We start from the raw sequence: 17149 nt of genomic DNA, 5'->3' as shown, positions 1-17149 counted from the left end.
AATATTTAATTCGTAAAAAAAGCGGATTATAGAGTCTATATAATTAATTAAAATAAAAAAAGGAGAAAAATAATTTATGAAAATAGCGATAAAACCAAGTATATTAAACGGTACAATAGAAATTCCGCCATCTAAAAGTTATTCACACAGGGCGGTAATTGCGGCTGCATTAGCTGAAGGCGGGAAGAAGTCAAAGATTGATAATTTGAAGTTCTCGGTGGATATTACAACAACAACGGATATTATGGAAAACTGGGGAGCTAAAATCAATCGAGAGGAAAGTTCTCTTGAAATTATCGGAAATGGCGGAAAAGTTGTTCCAAAAGATAAATATGTACAATGTAATGAGTCGGGATCTACAATCAGGTTTTTGATACCGATTGGGATTACAGATGAAAATGAACTGATTTTCGACGGAAAAGGGAAACTGGTGGATAGACCGCTTGATTCATATTATAAGATTTTTGATAAGCAGGGAATTTTTTATAAAAATGAGAATGGGAAATTGCCACTTACAGTAAATGGAAAATTGAAGGCAGGGAATTATGAAATTGACGGGAATATAAGTTCACAGTTTATTACGGGACTTTTGTATGCCTTACCACTATTGGATGGGGATTCAAAGCTGACTATTAATAAGAATTTGGAGTCTAAGGGATATATTGATTTGACATTGGAAATATTGGAACTGGCTGGAATTGAGATTGTGAACAATGACTATAAGAGTTTTGATATAAGGGGAAATCAGATTTATAGGCCGTTTGATTATACTGTTGAGGGGGATTATTCGCAAGTGGCGTTCTGGATTGTAGCTGGAATAATTTCGGCAAATCGTGATAATGAAATGAAATGCTTGCATGTGAATAAGAACTCGTTGCAAGGAGATAGGGAAATCATTGAGATTGTTACTCGAATGGGGGCAAATCTTGAGATTTTTGAAGATTATGTAATTGTGAAGCCATCTAAGACAAAAGGTACTGTGATTGATATTTCGCAATGTCCTGATATTGCACCGATTTTGACTGTACTTGCTGCATTGAGTGAAGGAGAGACTCGGATTATTAATGGAGAAAGACTTAGAATTAAGGAGTCGGATAGAATTACTTCAATAAAGACTGAACTGAATAAACTTGGAGCGAATGTGGCTGAGGAAGGGGACAGTTTAATTATTCAAGGTGTAGAGGGATTTGCAGGCGGAGTTACGGTGAGTGCTTGGAATGATCATAGAATTGCAATGTCTTTGGCAGTTGCATCGTCTCGATGTGAAAAAGAGATCATTTTGGAAGAAGCTGAAAGTGTGAGAAAATCTTATCCGCATTTCTGGGATGATTTTGTGAAAATGGGTGGAGAGATTGAGATTATTGAAAAGTAGAATTGGGAATAAAAAATGAAGGAAAACTTTATGAAATTAAATTGTAAAAAGAAACTATATTTTGAAATGATGGTGTTATTTTTAGCAGGAATGGCATTTAGTACTATTTCTGTTGCAAAAACTATGAATAAAAGTAAAATATCAAAATCAATTTTAGCTGATAATGCAATTGTTAATGTTAAATCTTATGGATTTGTAGATTTGGAAGGTGCGAAAACTTCGGCAATTATTGTTGAATATAATCAGAATATTAAGGCAGATTCTGTGGATAAAAGTGATTATGAGATTATAGATTATGCGATTTACAGTGAGAAAAAAGATGGCTTTGAGAAAACTGTGGAAATTGATAGAGATGGTACGAAAGGAAATGAAGGACAAATAACGAGAGTTTATGTTAATAATAAGCCGGAAATTTCTAAAAATGGAGGTACTAAAGAAGGAAAATATGTTGTTATTGAAGTGAATACAGCATATATGCTTATGGGACAGAATTTATCCTATACGAGTACAATGATGGCCGGTGTAAAACAGATAGGGGAAATTACTGGGAAAAATGAGAAAATTGATGCAGGAACAAAAGAAATTTCAAATTATACTTTATCAGAAGAAAAACAGACAAGACAATCTGAAGAAACTGTTACAAAAACAGTAATTACAACAGATAAAAATAAAATTATTTTACCAGAATTTGATAAGAGTAGTGGCTGGAAAATACATTATATTGAAAATGGAGGATTTAAAGTGACTAAAGCATATAGTGAATATACTGGAAAATATGAGAATTTTGAGTTACCTTATGCAATTTATGTTCCAAATAAAGAAATTTTAGAAAAAAATAAAGGAAATATTTCAGTTGTTCTTCATATGGAACACGCAGGAGCAAATGATACTGATCCAATGGCTTCGCTAACTTCTTCAAAAGCGGCGGCAAAAATGGCAAGTAAAGAACTTCAAGAGAAACATCCAGCAATAATCATTGTTCCACAAGTTGAAGAAAATCGTCGTTCTACTAATGATGTTGTTTCTTCGAGCGAAGAAAATCCAGCAATTTGGGAACTTTTGGATTCCGTTTTGAAGGAATATAAAGGATATATTAATGAAAGCCGTATTTATGGGACTGGGCAATCTATGGGAGGCATGCTTCTTTTAGATATGGCGGCACAAAGAGATAATTTTTTTGCGGGAGTGGCAATTTTAGGCTCTCAGTGGTCTAATAATTATAATAAAGAATTTCAGAATAATGGTACACCGGCACGTTCACCAGAAAATGACCCAATCAGCTTTAATGGATTCGGACTTGATAAAAAGAACTATCAGAACTGGTATTACATGATTTCAGACGATAATGTACTTGTTCATACAGCTGCGGATGATTTGATGGCAACAAGTTTGTGGAAAACGATTCAGGAATATTTTAAGGCTGCAGGAGTTGAAATTGCTCATGATGAATGGGATCCCTATCTTTCTGTTGAAGAACAAAATAAAATTGATAGAAAAATGACAACTCGTGATAATACAAAACCAGGTACTGGAATTAACTGGGGAGAATTTAGCAAGGGATCGCACATGTCGACTTGGAAATACGGGTATCAAATTGATTATCCTTTTGAGTGGCTATTTGAGCAAAGACGGGAAACTGCTCAAGCTCGTGGAAAAGTGGAACAGTTAAAAAATAAATGGCTTGGTCGTGATAAAGATGGAAAAATTAAAAAGGGTTCAGGAACTGCTGGATTGAACACAGCTCAGTATACGCCTAATGGAAAAAGTGATATTTACACAGAAGATTGGAAGCCTTATATTATTGTGAGTAAATTGATAAGTGATATTCCGAACGCTGAAAAAATAGTATTGAATAAGAGAACTGGCGAAAAATATACGAAAAAATCATATTTAGAAATGATTCGTAAATTATATAATTTACTTTCAAAAGAAGAAAAAACAAAAGTTAAAAATTATAAAGATTTAGTAAAGGCTGAAAAATAGAATTTTTAATTTTAAAAGTTGTAAATAGAAATTAACATTGTTAAAAAAGGGTATAAAGTAAAAAATTAAATTTTTAAAGTATTGTGGAATTTTTTAAAAATATATAAAGAAAAATTGATAAAAGATAAAAATTATTTTTTGTTATAATTTTCATAAAATAGAAGGAGTGAGAAAATGGCAGCAAATTTTGGGAAAAACTATAAAATTTCAATTTTTGGGGAATCGCATGGAAATGCGTTGGGCGTAAATATTGACGGAATTCCAGCAGGAACGGAACTAGATTTGGAATTTATCTCGCAGGAAATGAGAAGAAGAGCACCTGGAAGATCAAAATTGACAACACCTAGAGTGGAAAAGGATGAATTTGAGATTTTAAGCGGATTTTTTGATGGAAAAACTACTGGAACGCCACTTGCGATGATTATTAGAAATTCAAATCAGCGTTCAAAGGATTACAGTGAATTAAAAAGAAAGCCAAGACCAGGACATGCAGACTGGAGTGGATTTAACAGATATAACGGATTTAATGATATTCGTGGAAGTGGACATTTTTCAGGACGAATAACGGCTTCATTGGTATTTGCTGGAGCAATTGCAAAACAGATTTTGAAGGAACAGGGGATTTTAATTGCAGCACATATCAAATCAGTAAAGGATATTGAAGATAGAGATTTTGTGGAAAGCGATATTACAGAAGAAAATATTAATAAACTCAGAAATATGACTTTACCTGTCTTGAATGAGGAAGTTGTGGAAAAAATTGAAAAGGCTGTGGAAAAAACTAGGGAAGAAAAGAATTCGCTTGGTGGAATTGTGGAACTTATGGTTACAGGACTTCCTGCGGGAATAGGAGATCCATATTTTGAATCCATGGAAAGTGAGCTTTCGAGAATGATTTTCTCGGTGCCGGCTACAAAAGGAATAGAGTTTGGGGCAGGATTTGGAATTACAGAAATGACAGGATATGAAGCTAATGATGAGATGTATTTTGATGAAAATGGAGAAATAAAATCATTTACAAATAACAATGGTGGAATTATAGGCGGAATAACTACTGGAATGCCAATTTCATTTAAAGTGGCGATAAAACCGACGGCTTCGATTGAAAAAGCGCAAAAAACTGTGAATCTTGAAATTAAGAAAAATGATATTTTGGAAGTTCATGGAAGACATGATCCAATAATAGTGCCGAGAGCAGTGCCAGTGTTGGAGGCGGCTACGGCAATTGTAATTTTGGATAGGGTTTTGGAAGCTAAGAAACGTTCATTGTAAAGAAAAAAATAAATAAGCAAGAGATTTGAATGTCCCTTGCTTTTTATTTTATTTTTTTCCCACTTTTTTTAAATTCGCTTTTTTAAAATTTTTGGTATTTTTAGTATTATTTATTATTTTTTCTTTTTTATGTAAATCATCTTTTTTTTCTAAAAATATACTTTTATTTCTAAATCCAATATCATACCCTTTTGGTTCAAACCATTCTGTTCTAGCTGCTTCAGTTTGAATCTTTATTTCATGTTTTGACATCTGATTTCCATTTTTTATTTTAAAGTACATTTCTGGATCGACTCTGTTTGTAAGCCCTTTTCCACGCATTTCAAAAGCTATTTCAAAATGGAGATGAGGAGCGTGAGTACCACTTGCATTTCCAGTTGTTCCTGTTTTAGCAATTACTTGTCCAGCTTTTACCGTATCTCCAATTTTTACGTTTACTTCGCTTAAATGGCAGTATCTAATATATTTTATCTGCATTGTATTTGGATCATAATTTGGGCTGTATGCCCATTCTCTTGCACTTTCTTTAGGCTTATAATTTTTTCTTTTTATTTTCTCAAGCTCCTTTGGATCAACTTCCAAATAAAAATTTAATCCATACCCTGTTTTATCCACATACATATCCACAATTTTTCCATCCAGCACCGCATAAACATCCGTTCCTGGTAATGCAAAAATATCAATTCCTTGATGTCCTCTTGCCCCATTACTTCGAGTAAGCCCAAATTTAGCCCAATCAGGATAAACTTCTCCACGAAAATTGTAATACGTAACTTGTGGATTTTTTACTGGATTAATTCTAAAAATTTTGTCATCTTCATCTTCAGTTGCAATATTTCTAAAATTAATATTTTTTCTACCAAATATCATCCCCAAAATTATAATTCCTAAAATCAATAAAGCTGTTATTCCCAAAATTATTCCTGTTTTTTTTCTAGATTTTGAATTTCTCTTTTCTAAATTTTCTTTTTTTTCATTCAAAACTTTATTTATATTTTTCTTTTCATTATCCATAACATTAATTTGCTAAATTTGTATAGCCTCTCCTTCTTTTATTTGTTTTTTTCTTCATCCAAAATATATTCTTCAATGTAAAAATTAGAAATATGTGAAGAAAATCCTTCTATTTTCTGATATTCCTTTATTTTCTTCCTAGCTTCTAATTTTGACAAACATACTGATAAAATTCGATGTTTTTCTTTTATTTTATCTTTACCAGTATAATAAAAATGAGAAAGTACATATAATTTTTGATTTTTTGAATTATCAATTTTTACCTCATCTTCTTTATAATAAGTAACATAACCGCCTTCCCATCCAGCATATTTATCCAAACGACATTTTTCTAGCCAGAACCCATCCAAATGTGAACAAAATCCTTTGATTTTTTTATATTTTTCCAGTGCCTTCAATCCTTCTTCCTTCGTATAATAGGCACCTAAAAACCTTGCTTCGTCATTCCACTTATATTTATCATAGACATCTCCATAATCATATCCATGTGATAAAATCCATATTTCCATCGTTTCTCCTAATTATTTAAGGCTTTTAGATTTAAACCCTTTTGTATAGTAATCTTTCCCAATTATCATGGTTCTAATTTTAAATCCTTCAGGAAAATCCCTAAAACCTTTCATTTCTTTCCATTTACCAACAATTTCCAATGCCTTTTCCTTTGTTGAAAAAAATCCTATTAATTTATCGTCATCCTTTTCATCTCTATGATACAACATGTACACTTTTTTTATCTTTTGTTTTTCAGATTTCATAATTTATTCTCCCTTTTACAAAATCAATGAACTTATAAAAATCTACACATCCATAATTTCAAAAAACTTTATCTCTTTTTCAACTCAAAAATAACTTCATTCAAAATATCATAAGCCAACTCAATCTTACTTTTCTGACTAATTTCCACCGAAGTCCTATCTTTTTTAATAATCTCAATCACATTTTCATCGCTGCCCATTACAGACGCATTATTTGCCACTATAATATCCAAATTTTTCTTTTCCAGTTTCTTTAATGCATTTTCCCTTATCTCATTAGTTTCTGCGGCAAATCCAACCAATAGCTGTTTTTCCTTCTTTTTGCTCATCTCTAATAAAATATCAGGATTTCTAACCAATTCCATAACCAAATCTGAATCGGATTTCTTTATTTTTTCCTTTTTGTATTCCTTTGGCCTGTAATCAGCAACTGCCGCACAAGCTATGAAAATATCAGTATTTTTAAAATATTCATCCACTTTTTCATACATTTCCAACGTCGATTCCACAGAAATAAAGTTTTCAAGCCCATTTGGAATTTTCAAGTCCGTAGGCCCGCTAATTAAAGTTACTTCTGCTCCCAAATCAACAGCCGCTTGAGCAAGTGAATACCCCATTTTTCCACTTGAATTATTTGACAAATATCTGATTGGATCAATATTTTCCTTTGTTCTTCCACTTGTTATAAGAATTTTTTTGCCTTTTAGCACAGTATCAAAATTTTCTATTTTTGAAAAAATGCTATATCTTTCTATTTCATCGACAATATCTTCTGGCTCGCTCATTCTACCCTTCGCACTATAATTGCAGGCAAGCAATCCTTCTTCTGCATCAATAAACCTATACCCAAAAGATGAGAGTTTATTAATATTTTCTTTTAAAATCGGATTTTCATACATATTCACATTCATTGCCAAAGCAAAAAATACTGGCTTTCTTACCGAAACAGCAGCAAGAATTGTCGTAAGCATATCATCTGCAATCCCGTTTGCAACTTTTCCAATTATATTGTAAGTCGCAGGTGCAATCAAAACTATATCCGCCCAATCCGCAAGTGAAATATGCTCCACCTCATAATGTGGATTACTGTCCCACATATCCACATAAATCCTATTTCTTGATAAAGTTTCAAGAGTCAAAGGTCCAATGATTTTTGTAGCATTTTCAGTCATCACAACTTTCGCATTATATCCCTTCTTTTTCAAAAGCGACACAATCCCAGCTGACTTATATGCTGCAATTCCACCTGTAACTCCTATTAAAATATTTTTCATATTTTTCCTCATTTTTCCAAAATTTTTCAGATTCTATTCAAATTTAATCTCAAATTACATAAAGTCATAATCTGTCGTTCCATCCCGATTATCCTTAATTTCTATTCCAAGTACCTTCAATTCATCCCGAATTTCATCAGATAATTTGAAATTTTTCTCGCTTCTTGCCTCACTTCGTAATTTTATCAGCAATTCAATCAGTTTTTTAGTCAATTCCATATTTTCTCCATCTTCTTCCTTTGCAGAATTTTCCATTTCAATTTCTATTCCAAAAACATTTCCTATTTTTCTTTTTAAAGATTCATAAGATTTTTCTATTTCAGCATAAATTGTAGAAAGTTCATCTTTATTTACAGAAATAAATTTATTCGTTTCTCTAATCTGATCAAAAATAGTCGCCAATGCCTGTGGCGTATTCATATCCTCATCCATCGCATCTTCAAATTTCTTATCAAATTCATCAATTTTTTGAGAAAAATCCAAATTCTTAATATCTGCTGTTTTTTCATTCTTATATTTTTCAACAATGCCTTCAAATTTATTCATTGATTTCACAATATTTTGCAATGCCTTTTTTGTATCTTCCATATTCTCGAATGAAAAGTTAATCGGCTTTCTATAATGCGTGCTTAGAATAAAAAGCCTTACTACATTCCCAGAAAATTTTTCAAGTATTTCACGAAGCAAAAAGAAATTTCCTAGTGATTTTGACATCTTGTCGCCATTTATCTGAATAAATCCGTTATGAAGCCAGTAATTTGCAAAATTTCCGTGATAAGCGCACTTGCTTTGGGCAATCTCATTTTCATGATGTGGAAAAACCAAATCCTGTCCACCACCGTGAATATCAAACGTGTCCCCAAGATATTTCTTTGCCATCGCACTACATTCTATATGCCACCCAGGACGTCCTTCACCCCAAGGCGACACCCAAAATGGCTCTCCGTCTTTTTTCTTTTTCCAAAGTGCAAAATCCATCGGATTTTTCTTTATTTCTGACACGTCAATTCTAGCCCCAAGTTCCAGCTCCTCAATTTTCTGATTCGACAATTTCCCATAATCCTTATACTTTTTCACCTCAAAATAAACATCCCCATCTTTCTCATAAGCAAACCCATTATCAATCAATTTTTGAATAATCTCAATAATTTTCTCCATATTCTCAGTAACCTTAGGTCTTTTCACACTATCAAGAATATTCAGCCTGTTAATATCTTCAAAAAAACACTTTATATATTTTTCTGAAACTTCACTTGCAGAAATTCCTTCTTCAATTGATTTGTTTATAATCTTATCATCCACATCCGTAAAATTCTGCACATAATCAACTTCCATCCCTTTATATTTAAAATATCGTGCCAACATATCAAAAACCACAATCGGACGTGCATTCCCCAAATGTATGTAATTATAGACAGTAGGCCCGCAAACATACATTTTTACCTTATTTTCTTCTATTGTCTTAAATTCTTCAATTTTATTTGTCATTGTGTTGTAAAGTTTCATTTTTTATTCTCCCTGCTTTTGAAAACTTTTAATTTATTTTGGTTCATTTAATTTTAGTTATTCCGATTTTTCTTTTATTAAATCACTAGGATAAAAAATAATAGCTGGATCAAATGTCATTATCAAATTTTTCCTTTTATATTTCTTACCTTTTCGCTCAAAAAAATATGCTCTTCTTATACCTTTTACATTTTTTAATATTAATTGAATATTATCTTTTTTCTCACCATAACTGACAATTAACGATATTTTTTTATTTTCCTTATAAAAATATCGATTTTTATAATAATTAATGTATCCATCTTCTAAATAGCATTCTCTAAGAGTATCGTCATCTATTTCCCTAAACTCCCCATATCGTTCCCCATTCTCATCCAAATGCCCAATAAAAGACTGTCCATTTAATTCCCATCCAATTTTCCTTACTTTTTTATCAGGAACACATTCATATTTTTCATTTTTTTCGATAATTCGTATTATTTTTTCTTTTGGATAATTTTCTGAAAAAAGCAATATTCCAAATAATAAAAATATAATAGTTATTTTTCCCATAATTAAACCTCGATTTTTACATTATTTAAAACTCTCAACTAAAAAATTTCTCAATGTTGGAAAATCAAAATCTTCAGATATTTCTCTCAATATTTCATCATCGTAAGTTTTTTGATAATTTTCAATTATTTTTATTACACTTTTTCTTCCCTTTAACAATCTTTTATCACCATTCAAATTCAATATTTTAATCGTGTACTCAACTTTTTCCAATTCTTTTTCTGAAATATCTTTTCTTGGAATTATTTCTCCCGTCATTCTGTTATATGAAAAATATTTCTCTGGATTGTCAATTACTGGATTTATAAACAAATCACTCCATTTGTTGCTTTTCTTTGAGCCACAACTCTCAATATTAAGACATCCTGTAATAAAATTTTTATAATCCAAAAATAATTCTGGAAATCTATCTTTAGGTTTAATATGTTCTATCTGACTATTTTTACTTGCAATTATTTTTCTTTCACAATAAGGACAATAACTATTATTTCCGATTTTCTGCTCATTTTCTAACATATAATTTTTTAATTCTTTTTTTATTTCAAAATCAAAATCTTTCCAATTTTTTGGTTTTTCTTTTTTCTTAAATTCTTTCAAAAAGTTTGGCTCTGAAGTTTTATTTATTTTTAACATTCTTCAATCCTTTCCTTCTGATTTGAATTTCCGCATTTATAAGCATAATATCCTCATCCATTGTCCCCAATATTTCCTTTAAATCACCATATTCTTTTTTAAAATCATCAGTTTCATACTTATCCTCATTAACCATTTCTCTAATTTTTTCCAATTTATCAAATATTTCCTGATTTCTAGTTGTTTTAAGCCCCATTATATCTTCTAATATTCTCTCTGTTGGCTGTCCATAAGAATCATAGAACTCATCCCCAGTTTTAATCACAATTTTCCCTTCATCATTTTTATCCAGCAACATAATATTTTCTTTTCTTACACTCCCTAAAATATGTGGAGAATGTGTCGCAATAATAATCTGATTGTTTTTTCCAATTTTTCTATAAACATCGACAATTCTTTGCTGCCATTTCGGATGCAACGAAAGTTCTGGCTCGTCAATCAAAATAATAGAATTTTCAGGATTCAGCATTTTTATCGCTAATGTTCGTAAAAATAACTGCTTTTCCCCAGAAGATAATTCATTTATATCAAATTTATCTCCTGCTGAATTTGTAAAAATTGGTATATTTCTACCATCTTGTGAAATATCCTCAATTTTCACATCAATATCTAAAATTTCAAATATTTCATTTATTTCATCAAAAACTTTTTTTTGTACATCTCCAACCTTTTCATTTTTATTTTTAAATATTGCTGAAATTATTTTTGTAGCTATATAAGAAGGAATATCTTTAACTAAATTTGTATTTACAATATTAATAAAATTGTATTCTTGAATCAAAGTGGTTGAAGCCATATCCATTTTTTTAAAATTCATTTCTGCTGGAGCATAAATTATTTTAGGAAGAATATTTAGTTCTTTTTTTATGTCTAAATATCTTGCTCCTACACTTCCTACACTAATTTTTTTTTCTTTAGATCCGAATTTTAAACAATACATAAAACTTAATTCATGTCCTAATTTATCTATGCATTTTTCTTCCATTGATTCAAAAAATAATTCTATTTTATTTTGAGCTTCTTCAGGAACTACTAGAATAATATTAAAATAATCCAATATACTTTCTAATATTCTAGTTTTTCCACTTCCATTTGAACCTGCTAAAACTACTAAATCTAACGGCTCATCATTTTTTTCAAAATTTATAGATATATCTCTCAATCCTTTAAATTCTTTTATATGAAGATTTTTGATTTTCATAAATTTTTATTCTCCTTTAAATCAAATGTCCTACTTCAAAGTAACCACCGTACACCCAATTCCACCTTCATTCTGATTGGCATCTTTAAATTCTGTTACATATTTTGAAGTTCTTAGGTATTCGTGGATTTTTTTTCTCAGTACCATTGTTCCTTTCCCGTGAATTATACAAATTTCGTGGTAGCCTGTTAGCATCGCTCTGTCCATGTATGTTTCTAGTTCTGCGATTGCTTCGTCGGCATTCATTCCACGTAAGTCGATTTCTCCTCGTACTTGGGAAGTTCGTTTTAATGAGGCGAAGTTTTTGAATTTATTTGTTTTTTTCTTTTGGATTTTTACAATATCGTCAGTTGATACAACCAGCTTTAATATTCCAGTTTGCACTTGGATACGGTTGTTTGGCATTATTTTCAAAATTTTTCCATTTTGGTTCATTGTTTTTACTAGCACTTCTTCCCCAACAGCAAAATCTACGTTTTGAGTAACAATTTTCTTTTCTTTTACATTTTTCTTTTTATCCGTAATGAATGACTCACGTAGCATATTTAAGCTTCTTTGAGCGTTTTTCGCATCTTCTTTTTTAGATTCTTCACTGTTAATTTTGTCAATTAGGTTTTTAGCTTTTGCCTGCATATTTTTCAAGTAATTGTCGGCTTCTTCATAGGCGCGTTTTATAATTTCATTTTTTTCATTTTCAAGTTTTATCATATTTTGCTCATAAATGCTCTTTTGCTTGTCAAGTTCAGTTCTTGTCGCTTCTAATTGTGCCTGCATTGTTTCAAGCTCATCATTTTTTTCCTTTATTGATTTTAGCATTTCCTCAACTCGCTGATTATCTTCGCTTATATAACTTTTCGCATTTTCAATAATTTCTTCGCTAATTCCATATTTTCTTGCAATTATAAGAGCATTGCTTTCTCCAGGTATTCCTTCCAGTAATCTGTATGTTGGTGACAATGTTTCCACATTAAATTCCATTGAGGCGCTTTTAATTCCTGTTGTGTTAAAGGCATAAGCTTTTACTTCGCTATAATGGGTTGTGATTATTGAAGTTACGTGCTTTTTGTTCAAATAATCAATGATTGCCATTGCAAAAGCCGCTCCTTCCATTGGGTCAGTTCCACTTCCTAGCTCATCCATCAGTACAAGCGATTTACTGTTTGCATTTTCAATTATATCTTTTATTTTGCTAACATGCCCTGAAAATGAAGATAAATTTTGCTCCAGACTTTGTTCATCCCCAATATCCGCTAATACATTGTGAAAATACCCAATTTCAGTTTTTTCATTTGCAGGAATCGGAATACCAGACAATGCCATAATTGTAAGAAGTCCAGCCACTTTCAATGTTACCGTTTTTCCACCAGTATTAGGTCCTGTTATAAGCATTATATTTTCAGGGTTTCCAAGCTCAAAATTAATTGGCACAACGATATTTTCATCAATTAACGGATGTCTTGCCTCAACTAGTTTCAAATATTCCTTGTTAATAATTTTGGGAACGATACATTTTTTATTAACTGAATAAGTCGTTTTAGCATCAATAAAGTCTAGTCTTTCCAGAATTTCCTTAATTTCCAGAATTTCTTCCTTTTTAGTTTTTACAATTTCTGTAATTCTAAGCAATATTTTCCTGATTTCTTCACGTTCACGAGCTTCATATTCACGTAATTTATTATTCAATGAAACAACGTTTAAAGGTTCAATGTAAACTGTACTTCCAGTTGCAGATCTATCATGTTCTATCCCTTTTACAAGCCCTTTAAAATCAGTTTTTACAGCAATTACATATCTGTCATTTCTTTGAGTTACTATTCTTTCCTGAATTGCATTTTGTGTATTTTTATTAGAAATTAGCTCATCAAATTTCTCCTTAATGTTTGCATTAATATTTTGTTTTTGCCTTCTGACATCTCGAAGCCCAATTGAAGCATCATCCTTTAAAACTCCTTCATCATTAATCGCTTCAGAAATAAAATTTTCAATATCCTTAACTTCCTCAACATCACTAAACAAATTCCAAATTGCTCTGTATTTATCCCTGACATTCTTAGCCCTGCTTTTAGAAATTCTAAAAATCGTCAAATTTTTCTTCAAAACTGCCAAATCCTCAGCACTCAAATAAGATCCAATAATATCAATGGAATTCATCATCTTAGTAATATCCGCAAGTCCCGCAAGTTCAAGTCCGTCATCATACTTATAAAAGTCAATCATCTCCATCATAAGCATAAGTTCCTTATCTAAAACTGACTTTTCCTTTATAATATCAATATCCAGAAACTTTTCTTTCGTTTTTTCCAATCGTGATAAATCAATAAGTTCATTAACTATCTTATAAAATTCCAATACATCATAATTTTTTTCCATTTTCTTTTCCTCAACATTCTTTTTAATTTCAAATATCTATCTAATTTTAAGATTATTTTTATTAATAAATATTTTCTATTTTACTTATTTCTTATTTTAACACAAGGGGGATGGCGACAGTTCCCCTTGCCTTGTCTTATTTTGTTAAAATTATATCACATTTTGGAATAATTTAAAATCGCTATTTAATATAAAGTCTTTTTATGATATAATTTAAACGGTGAAGTACTTAAAATAAATAATTTAGACAATAAATATAATTACTAAAAGAAAGAGAGTGTGAAATAAATGGATTTAAAGAATTTACCAATAACTCCTTTACCGTCAGTAAAATTGGATAAGCATCAGGAGGATTTGCTCCTTCATAATGAGCTGTTTTCCAATTTACTTGGAGAAACGATTTTTAGGTATGCAGGTTTGCATATTTATGAAGTTACTGAAAAGTTGAAGGAGGCTTCGAGTAAATATTATAAGACACAAAAACAAGAGGCTAGAAAAAATTTGTCGTCTTTTTGTTCAGATCTTACTGATGTAGAAATTTTGAGGGTAATAAGAAGTTTCTCGATTTTTTCGGCTCTTGCTAATATTGCTGAAGATGTGTATCAAACTCACGAACAGAGATATGCGAAGATTTCCAATAAGCTTCAAATTGGATCGCTTGAAAAATCATTAAAAAACCTAAAAAATAAGGGAATTAGTCAAGAAAAAATATTAAAGGCTATGGAAAAAGTTTCTATTGTTCCTGTTCTGACTGCACATCCGACTCAAGTACAAAGAAAAAGTATTTTGGATTTGACAAAAAAATTAACGGATATTCTGGATAAATATGAAAATGTAAAATTACATCAAATTGATGAAAATGAATGGCTAAATGACTTGAGCCGTGGTATTCAAATCTGGTGGCAAACTGCAATGTTGCGGGCTACAAAGTTGCGTGTGACAGATGAAATAAGCAATGCCCTAAGTTATTACAACATTACATTTTTCAATGAAATTCCACGGCTTATGAATAAATTTCAGGAAATTTCAAAAACATTGGGAAATTCTGAATTAAAATCTCAAGCCCTGCTTCCACTTACAATGGGAATGTGGATTGGTGGAGATAGGGATGGAAATCCTTATGTTACAGTAAATACACTTGAAAAATCGGCACAAGAGCAGGCTATTAAATTATTCCAGCACTATTTAGATGTAGTTCGTGAAATTTACAGGGATTTGTCAATGTCAATTGCCATGACAAATGTTACCGAAGAATTGCAAAAATTAGCTGATGCTTCTGGAGAAGTTTCACCGCATCGTACACATGAACCATACCGTCGTGCTTTAACAGCAATAAGAGACAGATTGCTTGCTACAGCTTACAATTTGTGCGAGTATAACCGTGATTTATTGCCTCCAAAAAGAAAAAATGGAGTTGATATACCTTATAAATCAGCAAGTGAATTTACAAAAGATTTGGTAATTGTGGCAGAATCACTAAAAAAGAATAATAGTGAATTTTTAACACAAGGAAAATTAAATAATTTAATCAGCGCTACAAAAATATTTGGATTTCATCTTGCAACAATTGATTTAAGACAGGATTCAAGTGTTCATGAAGTGTGTGTTGCAGAACTTTTAAAAAGTGCAAATATTTTGGGAGATTATTTAAGTTTATCAGAAGATGCCAGATGTGAAATTTTATTAAGGGAATTAGAGTATGATCCTAGAATTTTAAGTGATCCAACAATTCCGCAAAGTGAAACATTAGCTTCAGAGCTTGCAATTTATAGAAAAGCAAAATCGTTAAGAGATCGTTTTGGAGATAAGATCATTGAAAAAAATCTGATTTCCCATGCAACAAGTGTTTCAGATATGCTTGAAATAGCTATTTTATTAAAGGAAGCCAATCTTGCAAAAGGAAATGAAGGAAATGAATTTTGTGATTTGCAAATTGTGCCACTTTTTGAAACAGTTGAAGATTTAGTTGCAGCTCCTGATATTTTGAGAAAATGGTTTAATTTGCCATTAGTGAAAAAATGGATGGATAAAAAGGGAAGAAAACAGGAAGTTATGCTAGGATATTCAGATAGTAATAAAGATGGAGGATATCTAAGTTCAAGCTGGTCATTGTATAAGGCGCAAAAGGAATTGACTGCAATTGGACGTGAATTTGATGTGGAAATTTCATTCTTCCATGGACGTGGAGGAACAGTAGGACGTGGTGGAGGTCCAAGCTATGAAGCTATTTTAGCACAGCCTGAGGGAAGTACAGATGGAACAATCAGACTTACAGAACAAGGGGAAGTAATCGGTGCAAAATATGGAAATCCAGATTTAGGGTTGAAAAACTTGGAAGCATTAGTTTCAGCAGCCCTTGAATCAAGTGCATTGACAGTAGAAGATGCAAATTGGGAAGAATATGAAAAAATAATAGAAGATGTTTCAGAATTGAGTTACCATGCTTATCGTGATTTAGTTTACAATACAGATGGATTTTCAGATTTCTTTTTTGAAGTTACTCCAATAAACTTCATTGCTGGATTAAATATCGGTTCAAGACCATCTTCACGTAAGAAAACACAGTCGCTAGAAAGTTTAAGAGCAATTCCATGGGTATTTTCTTGGTCGCAAGCTAGAATAATGCTTCCAGGATGGTACGGTGTCGGAACAGCATTTACAAAATGGATTAACAATAATGACAAAAACTTGGAAATTTTACAGAAAATGTATAAGGAATGGCCATTTTTCCGTTCTACAATTTCAAATGTAGATATGGTTTTATCAAAATCTGATTTATCAATTTTTTCTGAATACGTAAAATTAGCAAGTGATCAGGAAACTGCACAAAAAATCTTTAAAGAAATTGCAAAAGAATGGATTTTGACAATTGACGTTTTGAAAAAAATTACAGGAAATGATGTTTTACTTGCAGATAATCCGGAATTAGTAAGTAGCTTGCGAAATCGTCTGCCTTATTTTGACTCGATGAATTATTTGCAAATTGAGTTAATAAAACGTTCAAGAGCTGGAGATAATTCAGAAGAACTTAAAAAAGCCATTCATATTTCAATAAATGGACTGGCAACAGGACTTCGTAATAGTGGATAATTTTGTAAAAATAAGTAATAAAGATATTTAAAAATAAAGAAACTATTTCTAGGATAAAAATTGGAATAGTTTCTCTTTTTGTAAAAAATAAATATTAATATTAAATTTTATTTAAAAAATAAAAATT

At 31.2% G+C, this 17149-nt stretch carries 13 protein-coding genes; 4 read left to right on the top strand and 9 right to left on the bottom strand.

All coding sequences use genetic code 11. From position 1 onward, the window contains the following. Nucleotides 1-76: 76 nt before the first annotated feature. From aroA to aroC, 3 genes are all read left to right on the top strand, one after another. On the top strand, nt 77-1372 hold the full coding sequence (gene aroA, locus FVE73_RS08710; RefSeq protein ID WP_018499702.1) for a 3-phosphoshikimate 1-carboxyvinyltransferase: 1296 nt from the start codon (nt 77-79) through the stop codon (nt 1370-1372). Between the two features lie 30 nt (nt 1373-1402). After that, entirely contained in the window at nt 1403-3355 is a 1953-nt protein-coding gene (locus FVE73_RS08705; RefSeq protein ID WP_018499701.1) for a peptidase, read from the top strand. Between the two features lie 174 nt (nt 3356-3529). Beyond that, complete coding sequence (aroC, locus tag FVE73_RS08700; RefSeq protein WP_018499700.1) at nt 3530-4627, top strand: chorismate synthase; 1098 nt, start codon at nt 3530-3532, stop codon at nt 4625-4627. Nucleotides 4628-4675: 48 nt separating this feature from the next. Here aroC and FVE73_RS08695 read toward each other — a convergent pair whose 3' ends face one another. From FVE73_RS08695 to FVE73_RS08655, 9 genes are all read right to left on the bottom strand, one after another. Further along, entirely contained in the window at nt 4676-5641 is a 966-nt protein-coding gene (locus tag FVE73_RS08695; protein WP_018499699.1) for a M23 family metallopeptidase, read from the bottom strand. 38 nt (nt 5642-5679) lie between these two features. Further along, a complete protein-coding gene (locus FVE73_RS08690; protein ID WP_018499698.1) occupies nt 5680-6150 on the bottom strand; it encodes a hypothetical protein in 471 nt (156 codons plus the stop codon). 12 nt (nt 6151-6162) lie between these two features. Beyond that, nucleotides 6163-6396: a DUF7336 domain-containing protein gene (locus tag FVE73_RS08685; RefSeq protein WP_018499697.1), complete on the bottom strand. Its 234-nt coding sequence runs from the start codon at nt 6394-6396 to the stop codon at nt 6163-6165. Between the two features lie 68 nt (nt 6397-6464). After that, on the bottom strand, nt 6465-7670 hold the full coding sequence (gene coaBC / locus FVE73_RS08680) for a bifunctional phosphopantothenoylcysteine decarboxylase/phosphopantothenate--cysteine ligase CoaBC (protein WP_018499696.1): 1206 nt from the start codon (nt 7668-7670) through the stop codon (nt 6465-6467). 54 nt (nt 7671-7724) lie between these two features. Further along, complete coding sequence (gene cysS, locus FVE73_RS08675) at nt 7725-9176, bottom strand: cysteine--tRNA ligase (RefSeq protein ID WP_018499695.1); 1452 nt, start codon at nt 9174-9176, stop codon at nt 7725-7727. 57 nt (nt 9177-9233) lie between these two features. After that, nucleotides 9234-9728 (bottom strand): hypothetical protein, encoded by a 495-nt coding sequence (locus FVE73_RS08670; RefSeq protein WP_018499694.1) that lies wholly within the window; start codon nt 9726-9728, stop codon nt 9234-9236. Between the two features lie 21 nt (nt 9729-9749). After that, a complete protein-coding gene (locus tag FVE73_RS08665) occupies nt 9750-10361 on the bottom strand; it encodes a retron system putative HNH endonuclease (protein WP_018499693.1) in 612 nt (203 codons plus the stop codon). Then, nucleotides 10345-11562 carry an AAA family ATPase gene (locus FVE73_RS08660; RefSeq protein WP_018499692.1) on the bottom strand — a complete coding sequence of 406 codons (1218 nt, stop codon included), beginning with the start codon at nt 11560-11562 and terminating at the stop codon, nt 10345-10347. The genes FVE73_RS08665 and FVE73_RS08660 overlap by 17 nt, the downstream gene beginning before the upstream one ends. A 30-nt stretch (nt 11563-11592) precedes the next feature. Further along, the gene (locus tag FVE73_RS08655; RefSeq protein WP_018499691.1) at nt 11593-13932 is read right to left on the bottom strand and encodes an endonuclease MutS2; all 2340 of its coding nucleotides are present in this window, start codon (nt 13930-13932) and stop codon (nt 11593-11595) included. A 288-nt stretch (nt 13933-14220) separates the two neighbouring features. On the opposite strand from FVE73_RS08655, the gene ppc reads away from it, so the two are divergent. Next, complete coding sequence (gene ppc / locus FVE73_RS08650; RefSeq protein WP_018499690.1) at nt 14221-17022, top strand: phosphoenolpyruvate carboxylase; 2802 nt, start codon at nt 14221-14223, stop codon at nt 17020-17022. Nucleotides 17023-17149 lie beyond the last annotated feature (127 nt).

Origin of the sequence: Leptotrichia wadei, from assembly GCF_007990545.2 — a bacterium.
GTDB classification, from domain to species: domain Bacteria; phylum Fusobacteriota; class Fusobacteriia; order Fusobacteriales; family Leptotrichiaceae; genus Leptotrichia; species Leptotrichia wadei.
Note: the sequence above shows the minus strand (reverse complement) of the source record. Positions and strands in the feature narration are given on the sequence as shown.

Excerpts from the sequence above, each read along its gene's own strand:
- FVE73_RS08655 (WP_018499691.1), bottom strand. The coding sequence starts at position 13,932 with ATGGAAAAAAATTATGATGTATTGGAATTTTATAAGATAGTTAATGAA.
- FVE73_RS08660 (WP_018499692.1), bottom strand. The coding sequence starts at position 11,562 with ATGAAAATCAAAAATCTTCATATAAAAGAATTTAAAGGATTGAGAGAT.
- FVE73_RS08705 (WP_018499701.1), top strand. The coding sequence starts at position 1,403 with ATGAAATTAAATTGTAAAAAGAAACTATATTTTGAAATGATGGTGTTA.
- ppc (WP_018499690.1), top strand. The coding sequence starts at position 14,221 with ATGGATTTAAAGAATTTACCAATAACTCCTTTACCGTCAGTAAAATTG.
- aroC (WP_018499700.1), top strand. The coding sequence starts at position 3,530 with ATGGCAGCAAATTTTGGGAAAAACTATAAAATTTCAATTTTTGGGGAA.
- FVE73_RS08685 (WP_018499697.1), bottom strand. The coding sequence starts at position 6,396 with ATGAAATCTGAAAAACAAAAGATAAAAAAAGTGTACATGTTGTATCAT.
- FVE73_RS08665 (WP_018499693.1), bottom strand. The coding sequence starts at position 10,361 with ATGTTAAAAATAAATAAAACTTCAGAGCCAAACTTTTTGAAAGAATTT.
- coaBC (WP_018499696.1), bottom strand. The coding sequence starts at position 7,670 with ATGAAAAATATTTTAATAGGAGTTACAGGTGGAATTGCAGCATATAAG.
- aroA (WP_018499702.1), top strand. The coding sequence starts at position 77 with ATGAAAATAGCGATAAAACCAAGTATATTAAACGGTACAATAGAAATT.
- FVE73_RS08690 (WP_018499698.1), bottom strand. The coding sequence starts at position 6,150 with ATGGAAATATGGATTTTATCACATGGATATGATTATGGAGATGTCTAT.
- FVE73_RS08670 (WP_018499694.1), bottom strand. The coding sequence starts at position 9,728 with ATGGGAAAAATAACTATTATATTTTTATTATTTGGAATATTGCTTTTT.
- cysS (WP_018499695.1), bottom strand. The coding sequence starts at position 9,176 with ATGAAACTTTACAACACAATGACAAATAAAATTGAAGAATTTAAGACA.
- FVE73_RS08695 (WP_018499699.1), bottom strand. The coding sequence starts at position 5,641 with ATGGATAATGAAAAGAAAAATATAAATAAAGTTTTGAATGAAAAAAAA.